This is a genomic window from Qipengyuania aquimaris, from assembly GCF_020171965.1.
Classification (GTDB): Bacteria; Pseudomonadota; Alphaproteobacteria; order Sphingomonadales; family Sphingomonadaceae; genus Qipengyuania; species Qipengyuania aquimaris_A.
Genome location: NZ_JAIUZK010000002.1, coordinates 780646 through 795316 on the forward strand (window position 1 = coordinate 780646; position 14671 = coordinate 795316).

The window sequence follows — 14671 nt, forward strand, 5'->3', positions numbered from 1 at the left end:
TCTAACCCCATATTAGGCGCGGTCGGGCCCGCGCATCATACCAACGATCCCCGAGCGCCCGACCTCTACGAGGCCGAGTTCACGCATCAGGACGATGAAACTGTCGATCTTGTCCGGCGCGCCGGTCAGCTCGAAAACAAAGCTTTGCGTCGTGGTGTCGACGACATTCGCGCGAAACAGCTCTGCAATGCGCAGCGCCTCGACCCGGTCGTCGCCCTTTCCGGCGACCTTCACCAGAGCGAGTTCGCGTTCGACATGAGCGCCGTGTTCGGTCAGGTCGATGACCTTGTGGACGGGCACCAGCCGTTCAAGCTGGGCGCGGATCTGGTCGATCACCGGCTCGGGACCGCGGGTAACGATGGTGATCCGGCTGATCGCATGGTCTTCCGATATGTCGGCCACCGTCAGGCTATCGATGTTGTAGCCGCGCGCGGTGAACATGCCCGATATCTTCGCAAGGATACCGGCCTCATTGTCGACGATCACGTTGAGGACGTGACGTTCGCTGGATTGCTCGGCGATTTTCACGGCTGGCGCTCCTGCCAGACGGGTTCGAACATGCGGCCTTCGCCGTCGTAATCGCGCAGGAAATCGCGTCCGCGGCGGACGGCTTCGAAATTGTCCGTCTGGCGCGAGAGATCGAGCTGGTCCAGCAGCAGGACCCAACTGCCGTCATCGCGTTTTTCGGCGACATCCATGCCGATGAAACGGTGACCGTCATCCTCGAGCCAGTCGAGCAGACGCTCCGCATCCTCGCGCGCGAACCACTTCTTGCGTTCCGCGCGCTGCGCGAATTCGGTGGGAATTTTCATACGCATACCCATCACACCAGCGCCTTCGCTTCGTCGTCCATCGTGCCCCCGACCTGGTCGCCATACAAAAGCATCTCCGTATGCGCCGCGCCGCTCGGAATCATCGGGAAGCAGTTGGCATCCTTGGCCACCTGGCAGTCGACGATCACCGGCCCGTCATGGGCGAGCATCGCCTCGATCCCTGCATCGAGCTGGCTTTCATCCTCGATACGGATGCCCTTCCAGCCATAGGCTTCGGCCAGCTTCACGAAGTCGGGCAGACTGTCGGAATAGCTGTTCGAATAGCGGCTTTCATAAGTCAGTTCCTGCCATTGGCGGACCATTCCCATGTACTCGTTGTTGAGGATGAAGACTTTGACCGGCAGGCGGAACTGGCTTGCCGTGCCGAGCTCCTGGATATTCATCTGGATGCTCGCTTCGCCGGCGATATCGATGACGAGGCTGTCGGGGTTGCCCAGCTGCGCGCCGATGGCTGCGGGAAGGCCATAGCCCATCGTGCCGAGGCCGCCGCTGGTGAGCCACTTGTTCGGGCCCATGAAGCCGAAATACTGCGCCGCCCACATCTGGTGCTGCCCAACCTCGGTGGTGATGATGGGATCACGATCCTTGGTTAGCGCGAACAGCCGTTCGATGCTCTTCTGCGGCATGATCGCATCGGAGCGTTCCGGATAGGCAAGGCAGTCGCGCGCCTTCCAGCCCAGGAGACGCGCCTGCCATTCCGACAGGTCGTTGGGTTTGCGCGCACCCCATTCCTGCAGCAGTTGGTCGAGCACATTGCCGCAATCGCCCACGATACCGAGATCGACTGGCACGATCTTGTTGATCTGCGCGCGGTCGATGTCGATGTGGATTTTCTTCGCTTGCGGAGCGAATGCATCCAGTCGGCCGGTCACTCGGTCGTCGAAGCGCGCTCCGACCGCCACAATCAGATCGGCCCGATTCATGGCCATGTTGGCCTCATATGTGCCGTGCATGCCGAGCATGCCGAGCCAGTCGGGGTGATCGGCAGGGAAGGCACCCAGGCCCATGAGGGTGCTGGTCACCGGCGCGCCGGTTGCCTTCTGCAGTTGGCGCAGGCGTTCAGTTGCCTTGGGGCCGGCGTTGATGACGCCGCCGCCGGTGTAGAAAACCGGGCGTTCCGCCTGCGCCAGCATCTGGATTGCCTGCTCGATCTCGCTTGCGCTGCCGTCGACTTCAGGTTGGTAGCGATGCGAGGGCAGGGGGGCATCGTCCTGGTCGCCCCAGGATGCGAGCGCGATCTGGACATCCTTCGGAATGTCGATCACGACCGGTCCAGGACGGCCGGTTGTGGCGATGCGGAAGGCTTCCTCGATCGTGGCGCGCAGGCGTTCCGGGTCTTTGACCAGATAGTTGTGCTTGGTGCAGTGGCGCGTGAGACCGACGGTATCGGCTTCCTGGAAAGCGTCGGTGCCGATCAGGCCCGTGGGGACCTGTCCGGTGATCACCACCATGGGGATGGAGTCCATGTAGGCATCGGCGATGCCGGTGACTGCATTGGTGGCGCCCGGACCACTGGTGACTAGGACGACGCCCGGTTTGCCGGTCGATCGCGCATAGCCTTCAGCCGCGTGGGCGGCGCCTGCTTCATGGCGAACGAGGATGTGCCGGATATCGTCGTCTGCAAACAGCTCGTCATAGATCGGCAGCACTGCACCGCCGGGGTAGCCGAATACGAATTCGACGCCCTGCCGTTTCAGGCATTCGATCAGGATTGCGGCGCCGCTGCGCTCTTCCGACACGGGTATTCCTCCACTTCCAGTCACAAATCGGCCCGGCGCTGGGGTCATAGCACCGGGCCGACAGGAGCCTTCGTATGAGTAACGAATAGCGCGTTGTCAACTCGATTTGCGTAACAAAGAAACAAAATGATCCGCTAAAGCGTCATTAATGTTACTCGTCCGCGGCCATGTTTCCGGCGGCTGGTGCCTGAACCACGTGTATTGCCGTTTGGCGTACCGACGTGTCGCAATCTGGCCAGCGACGATGGCTTCATCGCGCGATAGCTCGCCTTTGAGATAGCCCGCGATTTCGCGCACCCCGATCGCGCGCATGACGGGAAGCTGGGGATCGAGACCTCGCGCGAGCAAGCTTTCCACTTCCTCGACCGCTCCGCCCTCCATCATCAAGACGAAGCGGCGATCGCAGCGTTCGTAGAGCCATTCGCGCTCGGGCAGCAGGACCAGCGGGGAAAGGGTGATTTCCCCAACGATGCCGCCGGTCTTGCGCGCCTGCCAATCCTTGAGCGTTCGTCCGGTAGATCGCACCACTTCCAGCGCCCTGGCGGTGCGTGCAACATCGGCCGGCGCAAGGCGGGATGCGGCCTCCGGATCCTCTGCCTCCAGCGCTTCGCGCGCCTCTGATTGGGATAGAGCTCTTACCTCGTCACGTAGACTTTGGACGATAGGAGGTACGGGTGCGATGCCTTCCAATAGGGTGCGCATGTAAAGACCCGTGCCGCCGCACAGGATCGGGACCGCGCCTTCATCGTGAAGTGCAGCAATTTCGCGTTTGGCGGCCTCGGCCCAGTCGGCTGCCGAGCATGCGGTCGCACCGTCCCAGGCGCCGTAGAGGCGATGTTCGATGCCTTGCATCTCTTCTTCGTCGGGCCGGGCGGAAAGGATCTGGAGATCGGCATAGACCTGTGCGCTGTCCGCGTTGATGACGACACCGCGGCCGCCGCGCTCTTCGATGGCTTTGGCCAGGCCTACCGCGAGATCGCTCTTGCCGCTTGCGGTCGGCCCTGCGATGAGCGCCACCGGTTTTTCAAGAGACGGTTCTTCAGGAGAATAGGCAGTGCTCATCGCGCGACTGATAGCAGAGCAGGAGGGACTGGAAACCCGCTTGGAAAATGCGCGGGCGCAGCTGGACCAGGCGGGCATGCCGCTGGCTTCCGCTGCCATGCTGGATTTCTGCGGCGAGGTGCTCGAAATCACCTTCCCCGACGGGCAGGCCGACACCGTCACGCGCATCCTGTCCGAAAGTTTCGGCGAATGCGACATGCTGGTCGCCGACCATGCCATTGAAGTTCCGCGGCTATTCGTGTCCGACATGGATAGCACCATGATCGGGCAGGAATGTATCGACGAGCTGGCGGACTATGCGGGCATCAAGCAGCACGTCGCCGAAATCACCGAACGCGCGATGCGCGGCGAGCTCGATTTCGAAGCTGCACTCAGGGAACGCGTAGCTCTCCTCGAGGGGTTGGACGAGACGGCGATCCAGCAATGCCTGGATGAACGTATCCGCCCCGTCGCAGGCGCACGCACTCTGGTGCAGACGCTGAAGAGCCACGGTTGCCGTCCGGTTCTCGTCACCGGTGGGTTCCATCATTTCGCGGATCCTGTCGCGGAAACGCTCGGCTTCGACCGGGTGGTCGGCAATCGCCTCGCCGTTGCCGGGGGCAAGCTCACCGGCAAGTTGGCAGGGCCCGTCAGCGATGCGTCGACAAAGCTGGCCACGCTGGAGGAAGAGCGGGACCAATTGGGCGATGGCGCGCGCGTCCTGGCCACCGGGGACGGGGCCAACGACATACCCATGATCATCGCCGCAGATTACGGCGTTGCGTACCGGGCGAAGCCCAAGGCCCGCGATGCGGCAAGCGGCCGGATAGCCAGCGAAGACCTTACAGTTTTGCTTTCGCTACTTGGTATCGCCCGATCGAATTGGGTAGAAGGCTGAAAAGGAAACGGTTTTTTGGCGCATCCTTCCAATAGGAGGTGCGAATACTGCGCTACCGTCCCTTTCGGGATCAATGATGGTAGTCGACGTTACTCATAAAGCCGGACCGGGCGTGGATCACGCCGCAGACGGGATTCCGTTTCGCCATCCAGCGCGGCCCTACCGCAAGCGTAATCTTCGCCGGGCTCTTCACCACTACCGCAAACTGGTCGAGAACAAGGAAGACACCTCCCACGTTTTTCATATCTACGATGCATTGCCGTCCGAGCATTTCGAGCCTGATGCAGAGCGGCTTGCATTAACGGATCACGGGGAGATGCTCCGCAAAACGGAGCCCTATCTTCCGCACATTCTGGACGATCACGAAGCGCTGCGCGCCATGCCCACCGGGTCGGTCGGACAGGCCTATTGCGATTTCATGGAAGAACAGGGCCTGACTGCAGCAGACCTGGCGAGGAAAGGCACATGGTCCGGTAGGCCGATCTATGGGGATATGATCGAATGGTTCGGCTGGCGACAGCGCGATACGCATGATCTTCTGCACGTGATGACAGGCTATGGTCGGGACACGCTGGGAGAGGCGTGTGTCCTCCTCTTCACGCACGGCCACTCGCCAAGTCCCGCGCATCTCCTCCTAGGTTATTCGGGCGCTTTGAAGATCAGGCAGTCGGTACAGACACAGGCACCGGTAATCGAGGCCGCACGGGAAGCGCGGCGCGCGGGGAAAGGGTGTGAGGGGCTTATCGGCCACCCCATCCGCGAGGTCCTGCATATGGACCTCCATCACGCTCGCGAGGTACTGGGCTTCTCGGAACCGCTTGCCTATCTGCGCTGCCACGAGATCTGGCAGGACGAAAACATCGACCCGCACAGTCTGCTGGCGCGTCGGGCCTGAAGACTCAGAGCCAGGAACTGATCGTCGACAGCGGTTTCTTTTCCAGAGCGTGTTTGGGCACCGTGGCTCCCTCTGCCGGAAGGCCTGTGACGATGACCATCAGCGGCTTCTCGTATTCCGGCCGCTCGCATATCTCGCGCAGGAAACCCATGGGCGAGGGGGTGTGGGTCAACGTCGCGAGGCCAGCTTCGTGCAAGGTCGAGATCAGCATGCCGCAGGCGATCCCGACACTTTCGTTGACGTAGTAGTTCTGCGTTTTCCCGTCTTCGGCGATCCCGCCCTTTCGCTGGGCGAAGACGACGATCAGCCAAGGTGCGGTCTCCAGGAACGGCTTGTCGGCATCGGTGCCCAAGGGCGCCAACGCATCGAGCCATTCCTCGCTCGCCTTGCCGGCATAGAACGCGCGTTCTTCTGCCTCGGCAGCTTCGCGGATGGCGCGTTTCTTTTCGGGCGATGAGACCACCGCGAAATGCCACGGCTGGTGGTTTGCGCCATTGGGAGCCGTGCCTGCCGCCTCGATCGCGGCTTCGATGACCTCACGCGGAACGCGCGCGTCGGAAAAATACCGGCAGGTGCGCCGCTCCTTCAACCTGTCCCGCATGGACCGCGCGCGCTCGATACGCTGCGCATCGTCCATCGCAGGCAGGGAATAGGGTACTGTCTCGTGGTCTTGCATGGTCCCTCCTATTCCTGTTTCGATGGCGAAAGGGAACCCGTTACATGGACAGGCAATTTACAGTATTGTAAGTTGCTGCCTGCAATGGAGTCTCGCATGGCGCTTTCTGATCGACCGCTCGTTCATCCGGACCGCAAGACCAGCGGCATTCGCCCGCTCAAGGCGTGGCGGCATTTCCGCAAACTTGTCGCCGACAAGGAAGACACCGCGCAGGTATTCCACATCATCGAATCGCTGAAGGGCAAGCGTAGCCACGAGCAGGCATGGAACTTCGTGCAATCGGACGAGGGACGCCGGTTCCTGCACAATGGCACGGACATTCCTGCCATGCTCGACGATCATGGTCGCTGGGCCGATTGCGGGCCGAATACGGTGGCCGCGCGGTACATTGCCTTCATGAAGCGCGAGGGATTGTCCGCAGCGGGCCTGGTCGCAGAATCGCATAAGTTCAATCCGCCGGAAAACCGCCATGACGACCTGACGGAATGGTATTTCTGCCGCCTGCGCGACACGCACGATTTTTTCCATATCCTGACTGAATACGGACGCGATGCCCTGGGCGAAGCGGCGCTGCTCGGTTTCAGTTACGAACAGAACCTCAACCCGGGCGTTCTGTTCATCGCTTATGCCGGTGCTCGCCAGATCAAGAAGGGGACAGGCACCTCGGCCCCGATCTTCGCTGCAATCAACGAAGGACGGCGCCTGGGTAAGGAAGCCAGGAAACTCGCGCATATGGATGTCGAGCAGGTAATGCGCGAGGACATCGATGTTGCGCGCAAGCGGCTGAATGTCGGCAGGCCGGAGACCTATTTCCGCTGCCTCGAAATCATGCGGGAAGAGGGTCTGACCGAAGACCAGATCATGCCGCCGCAGCAGCAGGCTGCCTGAATATCAGCGCAATTCCTTGCGGATGGCGAATTTGAGGCCCGACCAGGTCTCGTCCACCGCGCATTTCTTCGTATCCACGAATCCCAGCGCCAACCCCGCTTCGCGCACGGCGTGTTCGTCGATTTCGGTGGCGACGCCCGATGCCTGTTTGGGCCAGCTGACCCAGACATGGCCGTTTGACGAAATCGCGTCGCGCAGCACGACCAGCTTCTCTTCAAGGGCGGCCTGATCGGTCACGAAGATATGGGCGGCGTCCGGTCCGGCTTCCGGGCCCGGTACGAAGGTCAGTTCGAGCGCATATTCATCGATCTCGTCGATGATGCTTTCGGGCATGCCGTCGAACCACACGGTTATCCCGTCCCTCAGGGAAAGTTTCTTGGCGAGGGGTGTGTCCGAATAGCCAGCGCTCATCGTGTCAGCTCCAATTCTGCATGCCGCAATCGCCAAGATCGACCGCAAGATGCCATAGCGCGCCCACCGCGAATGCGCGAACCCACCACTTGGGCACCAGCAGCATCGCGCAATAGACGCCTGCCGCAAGCCAGCCGTGGAGCGGATGGAAGCCGATGCTGCAACGGTCCGGATCGAACATGGGGTCGGCCAGCAAGTGGTCGAGGTCGATCAGATTTGCCGAAACGACAACCAGCCCCGCGCGAAGCCAGTTCTTCGCCCACAGGACGCGGGCGATCAGGAAGGGGACGAGCCAGTGCCCGCCATAGTGCAGGGCAATCTGCAGCAGCGCCATTGGCGCCGCCTCAGCCCTCCATCCATTTGCTGAAGAAGCTCTTGTGCGCTTCGCGCAGCTTGGTCACCGGAACGTCGAACAGCTCGTTGCCGCCGACCGTGCCAAGACGGCGGAAACCGACGCGCGCGGTGTCTTCGTTCTCCGTACCCTTGGCGAGATAGGCATTGAATGCCTCTGCATCGGGGACGGTGATGACATAGCGGCCCTGGTCTTCGCCGAACCACCACTGCGCCTGCGTGTAGTCGTCATTGCCGATGGTTTCGGCGCCCATGCCGCTGGCCATCGCCATTTCGGCGAGCGCTACGGCGAGACCGCCATCGGAGACATCGTGTACCGCGCTGACCAGACCTGCCTCGATCAGTTCGCGCACACCTTCGCCTGCATTCTTTTCGAGCGTCAGGTCGACCGGCGGGGCACGGCCTTCGTCGCGGCCATGGATTTCAGCGAGCCAGAGCGACTTGCCGATATGCGAACGTTCGGGATCGGGCGTCGCCCATTCTTCGGGCCAGATGAGGTAGATCGCCTCGCCTTCGGCCTTGAAGGGCATGGTCATCATCTTGGCGTAATCGTCGATCAGGCCGACGCCGCCGATAGCCGGGGTGGGCAGGATCGCGCTGCCGCCGCCGGTCGCCTTGCTCTCGTTGTAGAGGCTCACATTGCCCGACACGATCGGAAAATCGAGCGCGCGGCAGGCTGCACCCATGCCGTCCAGCGCGTGGACGAATTGCGCCATGATTTCGGGGCGCTGCGGGTTGGCGAAGTTGAGGCAGTTCGTGACCGCGAGCGGACGCGCGCCGACTGCGCAAAGGTTGCGGTATGCTTCGGCGATCGCCTGCTTGCCACCTTCATACGGGTCTGCGTGAACGTATCGCGGCGTGCAGTCGGTGCTGATTGCCAGCGCCTTCTTCGTGCCGTGCACGCGAACCACGCCCGCATCCCCGCCGGTCTGGAGCGTATCCGCGCCGACCTGGCTGTCGTACTGCTCCGAAATCCAGCTCCGCGAGGACAGGTTGGGCGAGGCCAGCAGTTTCAGCAGGTCGCCGCCGACGTCGCTGGTGTCGGGACGATCGGCCATCGGCTTGATTCCGGCCCAGGCGGTGTATTCTTCCTTCGAGAGGTACGGGCGGTCGTATTCGGGCGCATCCGCTGCAAGCGGGCCGAGCGGAATGTCGCACACCACTTCGCCGCCGAATTCGAGCACCATGTGCCGCGTGTCGGTGACTTCGCCGATGACTGCGAAATCAAGTTCCCACTTCTCGAAGATGGCCGCCGCCATTTCTTCCTTGCCGGGCTTCAGGACCATGAGCATGCGCTCCTGGCTTTCGCTCAGCATCATCTCGTAAGGCGTCATGCCCTCTTCGCGGCAGGGAACTTTGTCCATGTCGAGGCGGATGCCCGCCTTGCCGTTGGTCGCCATCTCGACGCTGGAGGAAGTGAGGCCCGCGGCACCCATGTCCTGGATCGCGACGATGGCGTCGGTCGCCATCAGCTCAAGGCACGCTTCGATCAGCAGCTTTTCGGTGAAGGGGTCGCCGACCTGAACCGTGGGGCGCTTGGCATCGGCGTCTTCCTCGAAATCCGCGCTGGCCATGGTCGCGCCGTGGATGCCGTCGCGGCCTGTCTTCGAGCCGACATAGACGATCGGGTTCCCTACGCCGGTCGCGGCCGAGTAGAAGATCTTGTCGGCGTCAGCGACGCCCACCGTCATCGCGTTGACGAGGATGTTGCCGTCATAGGCCGGGTTGAAATTCGTCTCGCCAGCGACGGTCGGGACGCCCACGCAATTGCCATAGCCGCCGATGCCCGCGACCACGCCCTGCACGAGGTGCTTCATCTTCGGATGGTCGGGCCGTCCGAAGCGCAGAGCGTTGGCGTTGGCCACCGGACGAGCGCCCATGGTGAAGACGTCGCGCAGGATACCGCCGACACCCGTCGCCGCGCCCTGGTAGGGTTCGATGTAACTGGGGTGGTTGTGGCTCTCCATCTTGAAGATGGCGGCCTGGCCATCGCCGATGTCGATCACGCCCGCGTTTTCGCCCGGTCCGCAGATCACCCACGGTGCCTCGGTCGGCAGCTTCTTCAGGTGCAGGCGGCTGGACTTGTAGGAGCAGTGCTCGCTCCACATGACGGAAAAGATGCCGAGTTCGACGAGGTTCGGTTCTCGTCCAAGTGCGTTCAGGACGCGCTCGTATTCTTCTTCGGACAGGCCATGCTGGGCAACGACGTCGGGGGTGATTTCGCTCATGGCCCGCGCCCTTACGGTGCTGCGCGCCGAGGCGCAATATGCTCGGCTACCACAATGGTGGGCTTGCTACCCCGAGGCCGACCTCGTTGCGATGCCAGCGTGTAGTGCCGACCCAGTATGCGAGCGCCGTGAGCAACCCGAAGGCGAACAGGGCGGTCAGCGGCAAGGCTATCGAATATTCCGTAGGTTGCGGGCCGAACCAGCTGATCGCCTGGAAAACGAGCATGAAACCCATGAGGATAAGCGGAGGTACGATCGGCCCCTTGGTCGCGCGCATGAACCAGATGAATGCGCCAAGGGTTATTCCCAGTTCGAGCGGGATTTCGATCCAGGGATAGTTCCACAGACCCCAGCCCATCTTCTCCTCACCACCTGCGAGGGTGAGATCGGGACGGTGGACGAGGAGGTCGAGGACCCAGTGGCTCATTACGACGATTGCCGTCCAGGTCGCAGCCACCGCGTTGCGCAAGGTGATGCCGACTACGGCAGCAAAGGCGACCGCGAATACGGCCGTACCAAGCAGGCTGTGCGTATAAGGCATGTGATACAGGTCCAACCCGTTCATCACGGTAATGCCGGGCACGATGCGCGCCTGCTCTATGCCGACCATGAAGAAGGCCATGAAAGCCCAGTCCACCAGCTGTGCGGCGATGAACAGCGTGCCCAGCTTGGGCGCTTCGCTCGTGATTGCGCTTGCGGCGAAAGCCGGTGCGAAATGACCTATGAACATGGGGCCGCTTTATCCTTCAGGCGAGCTTGCTCGCAGCATAGGTGGCAACGGTTGCGGCAACCGATGTGGCGAACGCGCCCCAGATGATGTCGGCGATGGTAACCGTGGTCGACCATTGCTTGAGCGTCGCTTGGTTCGTCAGGTCGTAGGTCGCGTAACAGATCGCGCCGAGCAGCGCCCCGTTGAGTGCGGCACTGCCAAGCCCTCCGGAAAGGCCCGGACGGACTGCGAACCAGACCATCGCGGCCACGTAAGCGGCGTAGAACACGAGGGCAGGGCCCATGCGGAAGCTATCGGCAAGCATATCGCCAAGGCGCGGCCTGTAGAAATTATTCCCGGCCCAGCCTAGCCAGAGTGCATCGAGCGCGCCGAATGCCAACGCCGCCGCGACAAATGCGATAATCCACGTCATACCTGCTCCCCCGGTTTTGCATCTTCTTGACCGCGCGGCTGTGCGCCGTCAATGCTCACCCGATATGACAGAGGGTCAAGACAAGCCGATCGGCGAAATGAGTTTCGAGGAAGCGCTCCGCGCCCTTGAAGGTGTCGTGCGTAACCTGGAAAGCGGCGACGTACCGCTCGATGAAAGCATCGCGCTCTACGAACGCGGCGAGGAATTGCGCAAGGCGTGCCAGGCACGGCTGGATGCAGCGCAGGCGCGGATCGAAAAAATCGTGCAGGGAGCCGACGGGAAGCCATCGGGCACCGTGCCTTTCGATGCGGAAAGTTGAGGCGTGAACGCGATGACCGCAATGCCCGATCTCCTGGCAAACGCTTTCGACCAGATCCAGGCAGAGGTCGACGGGGCATTCGATGCCTTTCTCCCCGTGCCGCAAGACACGCGGGCGCGCCTGGTAGAGGCGATGCGCTATGCCGCGATAGGCGGGGGTAAGCGTGTCCGCCCCCTGCTAGTCTGCGCAACGGCGCAATTGTTCGGGGTTACGCGACAGGCCGCCGTCAACGCGGGCTGCGCGGTCGAGGCGATCCATGCATATTCGCTGATCCACGACGACCTTCCCTGCATGGATGATGACGACCTGCGTCATGGCAAGCCGACGCTGCACAAGCAGTTCGACGAGGCGACGGCAGTCCTCGCCGGCGACTGCCTCCACGCGCTTGCATTCGACATCCTGACCATGCCCGATACCAGCAGCGATCCCTTCGTTCGCGCAGAGCTGGTGGCCGCGCTTGCCAAGGCGAGTGGCCATGAAGGCATGGCAGGTGGCCAGATGATGGACATCGTTTCGGACGAAGAGGATTACGACTTGCGCCAGGTGACGCGCTTGCAACAGCTCAAGACCGGCGCCTTGCTTGCGGCCAGTGTCGAGATGGGGGCCATTCTTGGCCGGATACCGCCGGAAGGGCGCACGCACTTGCGCGCCTATGCCCGCGATATCGGTCTCGCTTTCCAGATCGCCGACGATCTTCTCGACGTTGAAGGCGACGAGGAGAAAGCCGGCAAGGCGCTGCGCAAGGACGAGGGGCAGGGCAAGCAGACCTTCGTGACCCTGATGGGCCGCGATGCCGCGCGCGCGCAGGCCGAAATGCTGGTCGAACAGGCGGGGCAGCACCTTGCCAGCCACGGTTCTGACGCGGCACTGCTCGTTGAACTGGCACGATTTGTCGTGAAGAGGGATCACTGATGGGCGAACGTATCGGCATTTATCCGGGGACCTTCGATCCCATCACGCTCGGCCATGCGGACATCATCCGCCGTGGATCGAAGCTGGTCGACAAGCTGATCATCGGCGTGACCACGAACCCGTCGAAGAACCCCATGTTCTCGACCGACGAACGCTTCGCCATGGTGGAGCGCGAGATCGCGCGCATGGGCCTCGACAATGTCGAGGTGGTGGGATTCAACGCGCTGCTGGTGAAATTCGCCCAGAAGATGGGCGCCAACGTCCTTATCCGCGGGCTGCGCGCCGTCGCCGATTTCGAATACGAATACCAGATGGCGGGCATGAACCAGCAGCTCGACGACGAAATCGAGACAGTTTTCCTCATGGCCGACGTTTCGCTCCAGCCGATCGCGTCCAAGCTGGTGAAGGAAATCGCACTGTTCGGCGGCGATATCACACCGTTCGTAAGCCAGGAGGTTTGCGAGGATGTCGTCAAGCGTGTGGATGAAAAGGGACGGCTGGGCGACTATTGATCCTGCCAAAGCTATTCATTGAACCGACAGCGCCCGCTCGCTAGGGCGTTCTGCATACCAGACAATTCGACGGAAACCCGATGCTCAAGACCTCGCTTGCCTTTGCTGCCGCCGCCCTGACGGCTCTCGCTCCGCTCTCCGCGATAGCGCAGGATGCCGAAGTGCCGGCTGAGCGCGCACTTTTCCAGCCGATCAATTACAGCGTGCAGGAAGATCCGGAGAACATCCTGCTGCTCGACCTGTCCAATGGCGAGCGTGTGGCGATCCGCCTGATGCCGAGCTGGGCGCCCAACCATGTTGATCGGATCAAGACGCTGGCCCGCTCCGGCTTCTACGACGGCGTGATCTTTCACCGCGTGATCGACGGCTTCATGGCGCAGACGGGCGATCCGACGGGCACGGGTCAGGGCAGCTCCGAGCTTCCCGACCTCGAGGAAGAATTCAACATCATGCCGCACGTGCGCGGCACGGTGTCGATGGCCCGCGCTGCCGACGAAGACAGCGCGAACAGCCAGTTCTTCATCGTGTTCTATCCGCGTTTCAACCTGGACAAGCGCTACACCAATTTCGGCCGGGTGATCTCGAACATGGCCGCAGTGGACGCGATCAATCGCGGTGAACCGCCGCAGGACCCGACGCGCATTCTCCAGGCGTCGATCGCGGCCGACAATCGTCCGGTCCCGGCTGCTCGGCGTATCATGGCGGATCCAGAGGTGACTGCCGACGATCTGAACGCCCCGATCGGCTAAGCGCTTTTCCTGACACCGTCCTGCGTCTAGGGGCGCTGGCGATGAAGGTAGACCTGTTCGATTTCGATTTGCCGCCCGAACGCATAGCCTTGCGTCCGGCGCGCCCGCGCGACGCCGCCCGTATGCTGGTCGTGGAGGGTGCCGAAGGGCCCATGCGCGATTGCGGCGTGCGCGATCTCCCGTCCCTGCTGAAAGCGGGCGATGTGCTGGTCTTCAACGACACCCGCGTCATCCCGGCACAGCTCGAGGGGCGCCGCGGCGAAGCGAAGATCGGCGCGACCCTTCACAAGCGCGTCGACCTGCGCCGGTGGCAAGCCTTCATCCGTAATGCGAAGCGCGTGCGGGCAGGGGACCTGATCGAGTTCGGGGGCGGCGTCTCCGCCCTTGCCGAAGAGCGCTTGCCCGATGGCTCGTTCATCCTGGATTTCCAGGGAGAGGAACCGGTCGAAGTCCTGCTCGAACGCGCAGGCCGCATGCCCCTTCCGCCCTATATCGCCGGAAAACGCGAGACCGATGCGCAGGACCGCGAAGACTACCAGACCATGTTCGCCGCCGAGGACGGTGCCGTGGCAGCACCGACGGCATCATTGCATTTCACCCCGGAACTCGTTGCTGCGCTGGATGAGGCGGGCGTGGGCAGCGAAACCCTGACCCTCCATGTCGGGGCCGGGACCTTCCTGCCGGTAAAGGCCGAGGATACCGACGATCATGCCATGCACTCGGAATGGGGCCGGATCGAACCCGAGGTTGCGGACCGGCTCAATGCCGCGCGCGCAGCGGGAGGACGGATTATCGCCGTCGGGACGACGAGCCTCCGCTTGCTCGAAAGTGCGACGCAGGCCGATGGCGTGATCCGCGCGTTTGCAGGCGACACCGACATCTTCATCACACCGGGATATCAGTTCCGCGCGGTCGACGGCCTGATGACCAATTTCCACCTGCCGAAATCGACGCTGATGATGCTGGTCAGCGCCCTTATGGGCAGGGACCGCATGATGGCGGCTTACGCGCACGCGATTGCCAACGAATACCGTTTCTACAGCTACGGCGACTCCTCGCTTCTCATTCCCTGAACCG

At 62.3% G+C, this 14671-nt stretch carries 18 protein-coding genes; 8 read left to right on the forward strand and 10 right to left on the reverse strand.

Translation table 11 applies throughout. The features are described 5' to 3' along the window. Positions 1–12 precede the first annotated feature (12 nt). The 4 genes from ilvN to miaA form a co-directional block, all read right to left on the reverse strand. Positions 13–528, reverse strand: coding sequence for an acetolactate synthase small subunit (ilvN, locus tag LCM24_RS11525; RefSeq protein WP_090479858.1), 516 nt, complete (start codon positions 526–528; stop codon positions 13–15). Further along, on the reverse strand, positions 525–824 hold the full coding sequence (locus LCM24_RS11530; protein WP_224804483.1) for a hypothetical protein: 300 nt from the start codon (positions 822–824) through the stop codon (positions 525–527). The genes ilvN and LCM24_RS11530 overlap by 4 nt, the downstream gene beginning before the upstream one ends. Then, the gene (ilvB, locus tag LCM24_RS11535; protein ID WP_224804485.1) at positions 824–2572 is read right to left on the reverse strand and encodes a biosynthetic-type acetolactate synthase large subunit; all 1749 of its coding nucleotides are present in this window, start codon (positions 2570–2572) and stop codon (positions 824–826) included. Before ilvB ends, LCM24_RS11530 begins: the two co-directional genes overlap by 1 nt. Before the next feature lie 96 nt (positions 2573–2668). Next, entirely contained in the window at positions 2669–3634 is a 966-nt protein-coding gene (gene miaA / locus LCM24_RS11540; protein WP_224804487.1) for a tRNA (adenosine(37)-N6)-dimethylallyltransferase MiaA, read from the reverse strand. Here miaA and serB point away from each other — a divergent pair. Together serB and LCM24_RS11550 are read left to right on the forward strand one after the other, a co-directional pair. Continuing rightward, a complete protein-coding gene (gene serB, locus LCM24_RS11545) occupies positions 3627–4511 on the forward strand; it encodes a phosphoserine phosphatase SerB (RefSeq protein WP_224804489.1) in 885 nt (294 codons plus the stop codon). The genes miaA and serB overlap by 8 nt on opposite strands. 73 nt (positions 4512–4584) lie before the next feature. Beyond that, a complete protein-coding gene (locus LCM24_RS11550) occupies positions 4585–5406 on the forward strand; it encodes a Coq4 family protein (RefSeq protein WP_224804491.1) in 822 nt (273 codons plus the stop codon). Positions 5407–5410: 4 nt separating this feature from the next. On the opposite strand, the gene LCM24_RS11555 is transcribed toward LCM24_RS11550, so the two are convergent. Beyond that, the gene (locus LCM24_RS11555; protein WP_224804493.1) at positions 5411–6082 is read right to left on the reverse strand and encodes a nitroreductase family protein; all 672 of its coding nucleotides are present in this window, start codon (positions 6080–6082) and stop codon (positions 5411–5413) included. Between the two features lie 96 nt (positions 6083–6178). Between LCM24_RS11555 and LCM24_RS11560 the strand changes: the two genes are divergently transcribed. Next, the gene (locus LCM24_RS11560; protein WP_224804495.1) at positions 6179–6970 is read left to right on the forward strand and encodes a ubiquinone biosynthesis protein COQ4; all 792 of its coding nucleotides are present in this window, start codon (positions 6179–6181) and stop codon (positions 6968–6970) included. 3 nt (positions 6971–6973) lie between these two features. Here LCM24_RS11560 and LCM24_RS11565 read toward each other — a convergent pair whose 3' ends face one another. The 5 genes from LCM24_RS11565 to LCM24_RS11585 are packed head-to-tail and all read right to left on the reverse strand — an operon-like array spanning position 6974 to position 11102. Further along, complete coding sequence (locus tag LCM24_RS11565; RefSeq protein WP_224804497.1) at positions 6974–7381, reverse strand: DUF3052 family protein; 408 nt, start codon at positions 7379–7381, stop codon at positions 6974–6976. 4 nt (positions 7382–7385) lie between these two features. Beyond that, complete coding sequence (locus LCM24_RS11570) at positions 7386–7715, reverse strand: DUF6122 family protein (protein WP_224804499.1); 330 nt, start codon at positions 7713–7715, stop codon at positions 7386–7388. 10 nt (positions 7716–7725) lie between these two features. Continuing rightward, positions 7726–9960, reverse strand: a complete 2235-nt coding sequence (purL, locus tag LCM24_RS11575; RefSeq protein WP_224804501.1) for a phosphoribosylformylglycinamidine synthase subunit PurL — start codon at positions 9958–9960, stop codon at positions 7726–7728. 46 nt (positions 9961–10006) lie between these two features. After that, positions 10007–10690: a hypothetical protein gene (locus LCM24_RS11580; protein WP_224804502.1), complete on the reverse strand. Its 684-nt coding sequence runs from the start codon at positions 10688–10690 to the stop codon at positions 10007–10009. Positions 10691–10706: 16 nt separating this feature from the next. Beyond that, on the reverse strand, positions 10707–11102 hold the full coding sequence (locus LCM24_RS11585; RefSeq protein ID WP_224804505.1) for a DUF2177 family protein: 396 nt from the start codon (positions 11100–11102) through the stop codon (positions 10707–10709). 64 nt (positions 11103–11166) lie between these two features. Between LCM24_RS11585 and LCM24_RS11590 the strand changes: the two genes are divergently transcribed. The 5 genes from LCM24_RS11590 (at position 11167) to queA (ending at position 14667) form a co-directional block, all read left to right on the forward strand. Further along, positions 11167–11421 (forward strand): exodeoxyribonuclease VII small subunit, encoded by a 255-nt coding sequence (locus LCM24_RS11590; RefSeq protein WP_224804507.1) that lies wholly within the window; start codon positions 11167–11169, stop codon positions 11419–11421. A gap of 21 nt (positions 11422–11442) precedes the next feature. Next, positions 11443–12333 carry a polyprenyl synthetase family protein gene (locus LCM24_RS11595; protein ID WP_224804959.1) on the forward strand — a complete coding sequence of 297 codons (891 nt, stop codon included), beginning with the start codon at positions 11443–11445 and terminating at the stop codon, positions 12331–12333. Then, positions 12333–12845 carry a pantetheine-phosphate adenylyltransferase gene (gene coaD / locus LCM24_RS11600; RefSeq protein WP_224804509.1) on the forward strand — a complete coding sequence of 171 codons (513 nt, stop codon included), beginning with the start codon at positions 12333–12335 and terminating at the stop codon, positions 12843–12845. Before LCM24_RS11595 ends, coaD begins: the two co-directional genes overlap by 1 nt. 80 nt (positions 12846–12925) lie before the next feature. Beyond that, positions 12926–13594 (forward strand): peptidylprolyl isomerase, encoded by a 669-nt coding sequence (locus LCM24_RS11605; protein ID WP_224804511.1) that lies wholly within the window; start codon positions 12926–12928, stop codon positions 13592–13594. Positions 13595–13635: 41 nt separating this feature from the next. Beyond that, positions 13636–14667, forward strand: coding sequence for a tRNA preQ1(34) S-adenosylmethionine ribosyltransferase-isomerase QueA (queA, locus tag LCM24_RS11610; protein WP_224804513.1), 1032 nt, complete (start codon positions 13636–13638; stop codon positions 14665–14667). The last annotated feature ends 4 nt before the right edge of the window (positions 14668–14671 follow it).